Here is an 8,540-nt window from a genome sequence, read left to right as displayed (position 1 = left end):
GTCCGTACTTGTTGAAGGTGCGCGTGATCGAAGTCTTGTGCTCCCCCGCGGCGGTCTTGGTGCGTGCCTCGTCCTTCGCCGTGCCGCTGAGATATGCCTGCAGATCGGACTGGCCGGTGCGGGGGCGGCTTCTCGGTGTCCGGGGGGGGCGGGCCCCGTGGAGGCTCCACCCGGCCGCAGGGGGGTCGTGGGGGCCGCAGGGGCCGGGAAACACTACGGGCCACGGCGCCGACACAGGACCCTCAACCTGTGCGGCACCGCAGCCCGGAGCTGTATGCCGGAGGCGGGGACCGTCCGGGGGTTGTGCGGGACCCTCGAACGACGCCTCCGACCGAGGAGCGGCCTCGCGCGGTCAGGGCAGTTGCGCGGAGGGCCTCTCCTTGGTGCATGTTCATTGTGGACTAGACCAATCTGAGTTGTCCAGAGGCGGCCCGCAATTGGTCTGGACAACGTGTCCCGAGGTGGTCGGCGATACCCTCACCGTGTGCCCTCGCTGAACGAACTCGTCCGCCGCCACACCACCCTCACCGGTGCCGACGTGGAGTGGCTGCACCTCCTGGTCTCGGAGTGGCAGCTGCTCTCCGACCTGTCCTTCGCCGACCTGGTGCTGTGGATCCCCACCTGGGACGGCATCCGCTACGTCTCGGTGGCCCAGATGCGGCCCAACACCGGCCCCACCTCGTACCAGGACGACATGGTCGGCCACCTGGTGCCCCGCGGCCGCCGGCCGCTGCTGGACGCCGCCTACGACGAGGGGCGGATCGTCCGCGAGGGCGACCCGGAGTGGCGGGAGGAGGTGCCGGTGCGGGTGGAGTCCATCCCGGTGCGACGGGACGGCAAGGTGCTCGGCGTGATCGCCCGCAACACCAACCTGCTGACCGTCCGCACCCCCAGCCGGCTGGAGCTCACCTACCTGCAGAGCGCCTCCGACCTGGCCCAGATGATCGCGGCCGGCAGCTTCCCCTTCCCCGGCGCCGAGCAGGCCGACATGGACGCCGCGCCGCGGGTCGGCGACGGCCTGATCCGGCTCGACGTCGAGGGCGTGGTCACCTACGCCAGCCCCAACGCGCTCTCCGCCTACCACCGGCTCGGCCTCACCACCGACCTGGTGGGCAGTCACCTCGGGAAGACCACCGCCGAACTGGTGCCGCCCAGCCGCGGCGCCGTGCACGAGGCGCTGGTGAAGATGGCCAGCGGCTGGGCGCCCCGGCAGACCGAGGTCGAGGCGCAGGGCGGCGTGGTGACCCTGCGGACCATCCCGCTCAAGCCCAAGGACACCCCCACCGGCTCCCTGGTGCTCTGCCGGGACGTCACCGAACTGCGCCGCCGCGACCGCGAGTTGATGACCAAGGACGCCACCATCCGGGAGATCCACCACCGGGTGAAGAACAACCTGCAGACCGTCGCCGCACTGCTGCGGCTGCAGTCCCGCCGGATGGACTCGGACGCCGGCCGGGCCGCCCTGGACGAGGCCGTCCGCCGGGTCGGCTCGATCGCCATCGTGCACGAGACGCTCTCCCAGGCCCTCGACGAGTCGGTCGCCTTCGACGAGATCGCCGACCGGGTGCTGGCCATGGTGATGGAACTCTCCCAGGACGGCCGGGTGGTGGCCCGCCGCAGCGGCTCCTTCGGCATCCTGTCCGCCGAGGTCGCCACCCCGCTCGCGATGATCCTCACCGAACTCACCCAGAACGCCCTGGAACACGCCTTCGGCCCCAGCGCCTCCGGCAACCTGGAGGTCAGCGCGCTGCGCGGCCGCGCCCCCTCCGGCGGCAAGGGCTGGTCGGACACCTGGAACAACGGCGCCAAGCCCGAGGAGTACCTGCTGATCACCGTGCAGGACGACGGCAACGGCATGCCCGAGGGCTTCGACCCGCAGCGGGCCGGCAACCTCGGCCTGCAGATCGTCCGCACCCTGGCCACCGGCGAACTCGGCGGCACCTTCGACATGGTGGCCGCGCCCGAGGGCGGCACCAAGGTCGTGCTGGAGATCCCCGTCCGGTAGGGGAGGTCCCCGTCCGGCGGGGAGGTCCTCGCCCGGCGGGGGTCCCCGTCCGGCGGGGTCCCCCGCCGGGCCCGGAGACAGAAACGAGGCCCTGCCGACCGGGGGGGTGGGTCGGCAGGGCCTCTCGACCCGGTCCGGCCGTCGGGGGGAGTCGGCCGGAACGGGGGCTTCTGGTGTGGCGCGACGCCCGCCCCGTGCGTTGCACACGGTGAGCGCCTCAGGCCAACAATATTGCTCTAAGTGAACAGTATCAAGTGCCTGGGCGACTCGCGTCGTCGGCCCCGCGGATCGAGCGGGGCCCGTTCGGGAAGGCTCGGCCGGCCAATCGCGGCCGAACCCTTGATCATGGGTTGATCCGTACTGCTGCTGACTGTTCGTCAGTTCCTCGCGTCAGGCGGTGCGGGCCCGGTTGCGGGCGGCGCGGCGCTTCATCGCGCGACGCTCGTCCTCGCTCATGCCGCCCCAGACGCCGGCGTCCTGGCCGGTCTCCAGCGCCCACTGCAGGCACTGTTCCATCACGGGACAGCGGCGGCACACGGCCTTGGCTTCCTCGATCTGCAGCAGGGCGGGGCCGGTGTTCCCGATCGGGAAGAACAGCTCCGGGTCCTCTTCGCGGCAGACAGCGCGGTGGCGCCAGTCCATGGTCGTCCAACTCCTCCGGTCGACGGGCGGTGGCCCGCGACTCACTCGAATGGCTTGTGAATGTGAACGCTTTCACGAATCCCGCAACAGCAAAAGGGACCTAAGGCCCATCGGGCCCGGGCGGTCTTCGCTGAGGGGGGTTCGGCGATTCGAGGGACTCTCCCGCGGTGTCCCGCTGCGGTGTGTCCCGATCGCCATGTAGAGGTTCGCAAACCTCGAAGCCGGATACAACCCCCTTCGGCAAGAAAGTTTTGATTCTTCGGTGTCGCCTACCTCACAGGCGGTACTTCTATGGGGTGAAGGGGCTCGAACGTTCGAGTGCAAGGCAAGGACCCCCTTCTGGTCACACAATCACACGCAGTGCCCGCCGTACGCCTGTGAAACTGACGCGACTCCTGTCTCCAAGGTGGTCTCCATCGACCTGAAACGGGGCAGGTTCCTCTGAAACCAAGGTGAAGTGCCGAACGTCGTGATAGGAGACGAGGTGCTTCCCGGAGGGGCCGGCCGGGCGCTCACCGCCCTCCGCCGCGGGCAGCGGACGGAGGATCTGACGGACCGTCCGGGCCGTCCGGAACGCGGTCATTCGAGTGATGCCGAAGATGTCCAGATCGGTTTCGAAGGACGCGGAGGGCGAGGGGAGGACCGGACGGGACCCCAGGAACGTCCACGGCGAAGTGTTCGAAACTATGGCCATCACCATGCCCGGAACGCGGTCCCGGCCGTTGATCTCCAGCGAGATCGGCCCCGAGCGGCGGTGCTCACGCTCCGTGACGAAGTGCCGGAGCGCCTCCACGACATAGAGCGCGTGCGTGGATTTGCGCCCCGCACGGCGCTGGCGCTCCACCCGGCCGACCACGCCCGCGTCGAAGCCCAGGCCCGCCGTGAAGGTGAACCAGCGGTCCGGCAGCCCGTCGGTCAGCGCCTTGCCCAGGCCGATCGACCGCTCCCGGCGCTCCGCCAGCGCGTCCAGCAGCGCACCCGTCGCCTCCACCGGGTCGTTCGGCAGGCCCAGCGCCCGGGCGAACACGTTGGTCGACCCGCCCGGCACCACCGCCAGCCGCGGCACCCGCTCACCCGGCCCGTGCGCCAGCAGGCCGTTCACCACCTCGTTGACCGTGCCGTCGCCCCCCAGCGCCACCACCAGGTCCACCGAGCCGTCCTCGGCCGCCTGCTGGGCCAGGTCGCGGGCGTGGCCCCGGTACTGGGTCTGGGCGACGTCCAGTTTCAGGTCGCTGCGCAGGGCATGGGTCAGGACGTCCCGGGTCCGGCCACTGGTGGTGGTCGCCTTCGGGTTCACGACCAGGAGAGCGCGCATGGTGATCAGCCTACGACCCGCCCCGCGCGGGCCCACCGTTACCCTGGCCCGGTGACCGCTGAAACCGCCCCCGCCCCCACCGCCCCCGCCGCCCGGCCCGCCCCGCTGCTCGCCGGCGCGGCGCTCACCGCGCTGGAGGGCGCGGCGATGGCCGGCTGGGGCGTCTACAACCTGGTCTCCGGCTTCACCGGAGCGGACGCCGACTTCGGCCGCGCCGAGCTCGGCGGCGTCGTCCTGCTGCTGATGGGCCTGCTGCCGGTCCTGGCGGCCCGCGCGCTGCTGCGCGGGCAGCGCTGGGGCCGCAGCCCCGCCGTGCTCACCAACTCGATCTGCCTGCCCGTCGCGTACTACATGTGGCAGTCCGGCGGCGCGATGGCCGCCGTCGGCGTCGCGGTCGGGGTGCTCGGCCTGGTCGGCATCGGCGCGCTGCTCAACCCGAAGGTGACCGCCGTGCTGTACGGCGCCCCCGACGAGCGGCGGTAACCGCCCGCACCGCGCAGCAGGGCCCGTCCCCGGGTGGGGGACGGGCCCTGCCGGCGGTCACCGGTCCTACTCCTCGACCAGCAGCTTCTCGCGCAGCTGCGCGAGGGTGCGGGCCAGCAGCCGGGAGACGTGCATCTGGGAGATGCCGACCTCGGCCGCGATCTGCGACTGGGTCATGTTCCGGAAGAACCGCAGCACCAGGATCTTCTGCTCCCGGGGCGGCAGTTGGGCCAGCAGCGGCTTCAGCGACTCCCGGTACTCGACGCCCTCCAGCGCCTCGTCGGTGGCGCCCAGGGTGTCCGCCACGGCCGGCGACTCGTCGTCGCTGTCCGGCACGTCCAGCGAGAGGGTGGAGTACGCGTTGGCGGACTCCAGGCCCTCCAGCACGTCCTCCTCCGAGATGCCCAGGTGCTCGGCCAGCTCGTGCACCGTCGGCGACCGGCCGTGCCGCTGGGACAGCTCGCTGGTCGCCGTGGTCAGCGACAGCCGCAGCTCCTGCAGGCGGCGCGGCACCCGCACCGCCCAGCCCTTGTCCCGGAAGTGCCGCTTGATCTCGCCGACGATGGTCGGCGTCGCGTACGTGGAGAACTCCACCCCGCGCTCGTGGTCGAACCGGTCCACCGACTTGATCAGGCCGATGGTGGCGACCTGGGTCAGGTCGTCCAGCGGCTCGCCGCGGTTGCGGAAGCGCCGGGCCAGGTGCTCCACCAGCGGGATGTGCATCCGGACCAGCTGGTTGCGGATCTCCACCCGCTCCGGCGAGCCCTCCGGCAGCTCGGACAGCCGCACGAACAGCGCCCGGGCCGCCTCTCGGTCCGGGGCGCCGCTGCGGTGCCCCTGGGCCGGAACGGTCGAGCGGACGGCCTCGGCGGCGGCCGCCGGGCCGTCGTCCGCCACGGGCCCGGCCGCGGGCGCCGTCTCGGGCCCGGGAGCCGCCCCGGGCAGCTCGGGCTTCGGATCGGTCGGCTGGCTCATCCGGTGGGAGTCCTTCGAGGGGGCTTCGTCAGGGGTGGCGGGGCGGGCGACGCTCGCCTGCGGCGGTACGACGGCAACTGTGCGGTCCAGATCACTCACGGCGATCACCCGTTCCGTTCCGAGAACACGTCACTGGCTACGGCTGGCCCGGCGACCCGCCGCGCTTCTTGTGCAGGCTGATGGAGACCGTGTTGTCCGAGCCGACCGTCGAGTCGACCTCGCCGGCCAGCGCGGAGAGCACCGTCCAGGCGAAGGTGTCCCGCTCCGGGGCCCGGCCGTCGGTGGTCGGAGCCGACACGGTGACCCGCAGCGCGTCGCCCACCAGGCGGAACTCGCAGCTCAGGATCGAACCGGGAACGGCCTGTTGGAGCAGGATCGCGCACGCCTCGTCCACCGCGATCCGGAGATCCTCGATCTCGTCCAGGGTGAAGTCCAGCCGTGCCGCGAGGCCGGCGGTCGCCGTCCGCAGCACCGAGAGATAGGCGCCCGCCGCGGGCAGCCGGACCTCAACGAAGTCCTTCACTCCGGGCTCGCCGTCGATCTGGGACACCCTCACCTCCTGGGTGACGCACGGTGCTTGCGGCCGGGGGAGCTGCCAACACCACTACTGGCTCGGTTCAACTGCCTTGTGCCCCGAGACGTTACCGCGCCCGGGGGCGGTCTGTCGTGATCTCGCGCCACCGTCACGGGAACGAGGGATCACCGTTCGAACAGCGGCCTGCTCAGCGCGGTACGGAGCCGAGTTCGGCCAGCGCGCCGTCGGTCAGCCGGAAGACCGTCCACTCGTCCATCGGCACCGCGCCGAGCGACTTGTAGAAGCCGATCGACGGTTCGTTCCAGTCCAGCACCGACCACTCCAGCCGCTGGTACCCGCGCTCCGCGCAGATCCGGGCCAGCTCGGTCAGCAACGCCTTGCCGTGGCCGCCGCCGCGCTTCTCCGGGCGGACGTACAGGTCTTCCAGGTAGATGCCGTGCGTGCCGCGCCAGGTCGAGAAGTTGCGGAACCAGAGCGCGAAACCGACCGGCTCGCCGGACTCCTCCTCGGCGATCAGGCCGAACACCGCCGGGTGCTCGCCGAACAGCGCGTCGTGCAGCTGCTCCTCGGTGGCCTTCGCCTCGGGCAGCGCCCGCTCGTACTCGGCGAGTTCGCGGATCATGGCGTGGACGAAGGGGACGTCGGCGGGAGTCGCGGTGCGGATCATACGGTCGAGCGTACCCATCTCACCCCTTCATCCGGAATGGCCTTTATGCCCGGGGCAGCACCGCCGGAAACGGTCTCCGGACGGCGTGCCCCGGGCGGGGTGCGGGTGGGGTGTGGGTAGGGGCGCGGGCGGGGTGTGGGTGGGGGTGCAGGTGGGGTGCGAGCGGGGTGGGGTGGGGCGGGCGGGGTCAGGCGGTCTGCTGGGTGCGCAGCGCGTTCAGCAGGGCCGCGCCGCGCTCGGCGTCGTCGACACTGACCGCGAAGTCGTGGCCGGTGGCGCGGATCCGCACCACCAGGCACTCGCCGGAGCGCAGCATCACCGTGGTGCCGCGCCCGCTCAACCGGTAGCCCCAGCCGCCGACCTGGGAGGGCAGCCGGTGCTCGACCCGGGCCGACTCCAGCTCGGACAGCGCCCAGCGGCGGGTCGGCAGGCCGAACACGCCCAGCGCCACCTCCAGGCCGGCCTCGGAGACCCGCACCCGCACCGAGGAACAGGCCGCGGCGGCCAGGCCCAGCACCGCCGACACGGCGAACAGCGGCCAGCCCCACTCCGCCCCGAACAGGCCGGTCGCGCTGCCCAGCAGGGCGAGCGCGGCCACCGGGCCGCCCACCGCCGCCAGCACCCGCAACGCGGGGTTGGCGGCCCGGGAGAACCACACCAGGCGCTCGCCCTCCGCGAGCTCCAGCACCGGGCCGGCGGGCGCCGGGGGAGCGGCGGCCGACAGGCCGCGCCCGCCCAGCAGCCGCACCGCCAGGCCGGTCAGCAGCGCGGCGGCCAGGCCGCCGAGGAACCAGCCCAGCGGGAGCTCGGCCCCGTGCCAGTCGGCGCGGTCGAGGTTGGCGCGGACCGCGGCGGTCTGCAGACCGAGGAACAGCACGCCGCCCGACAGCAGGCCGGCCAGCGTCCAGAGCCGCAGCAGCGGATCACCCCGGCGCAGGGCCGCCAGGCCCGCGGCGCCCAGCACCGCCCAGATCAGCGCCGGCACCAGGCAGGCCGCCCACAGCGGCATCGAGCCGTTCGCGGTGCTGCCGCCCCAGTGGGTGGCCAGCCGGTCGGGCAGCCGGTCGGCGACGGTCAGCGGCAGCGCGGCGGTCAGCACCGCGGTGCCCACCACCCAGAGCGCCGGCCACAGCAGGCCGAGCCGTCCGGTCTTCTCCTGCTCGCTCACGGTATCCCCCTGATCATTTCGATGAGTTCGTCCCTGCCGTACCCGGCCCGAGCGGCCTCCGCGACCAGCGCGCGGGCCTGCTCCAGCAGCCCGGAACGCCGGTCGGCGTCCGCCGCGACGGTCACGCCCCGCCCCCGGCGGAACTCCAGCACCCCGGCGTCGCGCAGGTCGCGCAGACCGCGCAGCACGGTGTTGACGTTCACGTCGAGCGCCTGCGCGAGGTCCCGCGCGGAGGGCAATCGGTCGCCCGGGCGGCACTCGCCCTCGGCGACGGCGCGGCGGACGGCGGCGGCGACCTGCTCGTGCAGGGGCCGGGTGTCCTTGGTGTCCAGTCTCAGCAACATGGTGCTAATGAAACTAGCACCATTGGATTCACGGGGGAAGGCGGGGAGGGGAGGACGGGGGTGGGGGATCGCCTGCGGTGGGCTTTCGGGGGGTGGGAATGCGGATGCCCGGCTGCCGGGGTCCGTGGGCGGGGTGGCAGTCGGGCGGGTGGCTGCGACGGTCTCGGCGTCGTGGGGCTCGGTGGTGGGGTCGTGGTTCCTGCAGGGCTCCTCGAACGCGATCCGGGCGCCCTCGCAGGTGAGGGCGGTGCGGATCCGCGGTTCGCGGCCCTCTCCGGTGCGGCCGGCACGTTTGCGGGGTCAGGCACGAGCGCTTTCGGTTCGGCCTCGACGGCCGTCCGGTCCTCCGGCGGGCCCGGGAACGCGGACACCCGGCCGCCGGGCCCGCGTGGGCGGGGGTGGCGGC

9 protein-coding genes are annotated in these 8,540 nt (G+C 72.7%); 2 read left to right on the top strand and 7 right to left on the bottom strand.

Going from position 1 to position 8,540, the window contains the following annotated elements; genetic code table 11:
• Positions 1–484: 484 nt before the first annotated feature.
• Entirely contained in the window at positions 485–2,005 is a 1,521-nt protein-coding gene (locus tag ACFUEL_RS29590) for a sensor histidine kinase (RefSeq protein ID WP_380239841.1), read from the top strand.
• Positions 2,006–2,395: 390 nt separating this feature from the next.
• On the opposite strand, the gene ACFUEL_RS29585 is transcribed toward ACFUEL_RS29590, so the two are convergent.
• Both ACFUEL_RS29585 and ACFUEL_RS29580 read right to left on the bottom strand, forming a co-directional pair.
• Complete coding sequence (locus ACFUEL_RS29585; protein ID WP_014138019.1) at positions 2,396–2,647, bottom strand: WhiB family transcriptional regulator; 252 nt, start codon at positions 2,645–2,647, stop codon at positions 2,396–2,398.
• A 343-nt stretch (positions 2,648–2,990) separates the two neighbouring features.
• The gene (locus ACFUEL_RS29580; RefSeq protein ID WP_380239840.1) at positions 2,991–3,962 is read right to left on the bottom strand and encodes a diacylglycerol/lipid kinase family protein; all 972 of its coding nucleotides are present in this window, start codon (positions 3,960–3,962) and stop codon (positions 2,991–2,993) included.
• A 51-nt stretch (positions 3,963–4,013) separates the two neighbouring features.
• Here ACFUEL_RS29580 and ACFUEL_RS29575 point away from each other — a divergent pair, with 51 nt between their 5' ends.
• Positions 4,014–4,445 (top strand): hypothetical protein, encoded by a 432-nt coding sequence (locus ACFUEL_RS29575; protein ID WP_380239839.1) that lies wholly within the window; start codon positions 4,014–4,016, stop codon positions 4,443–4,445.
• A gap of 66 nt (positions 4,446–4,511) precedes the next feature.
• On the opposite strand, the gene ACFUEL_RS29570 is transcribed toward ACFUEL_RS29575, so the two are convergent.
• The 5 genes from ACFUEL_RS29570 to ACFUEL_RS29550 form a co-directional block, all read right to left on the bottom strand.
• Positions 4,512–5,420: an RNA polymerase sigma factor SigF gene (locus tag ACFUEL_RS29570; protein ID WP_380239838.1), complete on the bottom strand. Its 909-nt coding sequence runs from the start codon at positions 5,418–5,420 to the stop codon at positions 4,512–4,514.
• Between the two features lie 136 nt (positions 5,421–5,556).
• On the bottom strand, positions 5,557–5,970 hold the full coding sequence (locus ACFUEL_RS29565) for an anti-sigma regulatory factor (RefSeq protein ID WP_100836405.1): 414 nt from the start codon (positions 5,968–5,970) through the stop codon (positions 5,557–5,559).
• Between the two features lie 172 nt (positions 5,971–6,142).
• Positions 6,143–6,622 carry a GNAT family N-acetyltransferase gene (locus ACFUEL_RS29560; RefSeq protein ID WP_380239837.1) on the bottom strand — a complete coding sequence of 160 codons (480 nt, stop codon included), beginning with the start codon at positions 6,620–6,622 and terminating at the stop codon, positions 6,143–6,145.
• A 187-nt stretch (positions 6,623–6,809) separates the two neighbouring features.
• Positions 6,810–7,790: a DUF1648 domain-containing protein gene (locus tag ACFUEL_RS29555; RefSeq protein ID WP_380239836.1), complete on the bottom strand. Its 981-nt coding sequence runs from the start codon at positions 7,788–7,790 to the stop codon at positions 6,810–6,812.
• Positions 7,787–8,134, bottom strand: coding sequence for a GntR family transcriptional regulator (locus ACFUEL_RS29550; RefSeq protein WP_380239835.1), 348 nt, complete (start codon positions 8,132–8,134; stop codon positions 7,787–7,789). Before ACFUEL_RS29550 ends, ACFUEL_RS29555 begins: the two co-directional genes overlap by 4 nt.
• Positions 8,135–8,540: the final 406 nt, after the last annotated feature.

This window comes from Kitasatospora sp. NPDC057198, from assembly GCF_042670125.1.
Taxonomy (GTDB): Bacteria; Actinomycetota; Actinomycetes; order Streptomycetales; family Streptomycetaceae; genus Kitasatospora.
The sequence above is the reverse complement of the archived record's forward strand: the minus strand, read 5'-3'. Positions and strand labels throughout refer to the sequence as shown.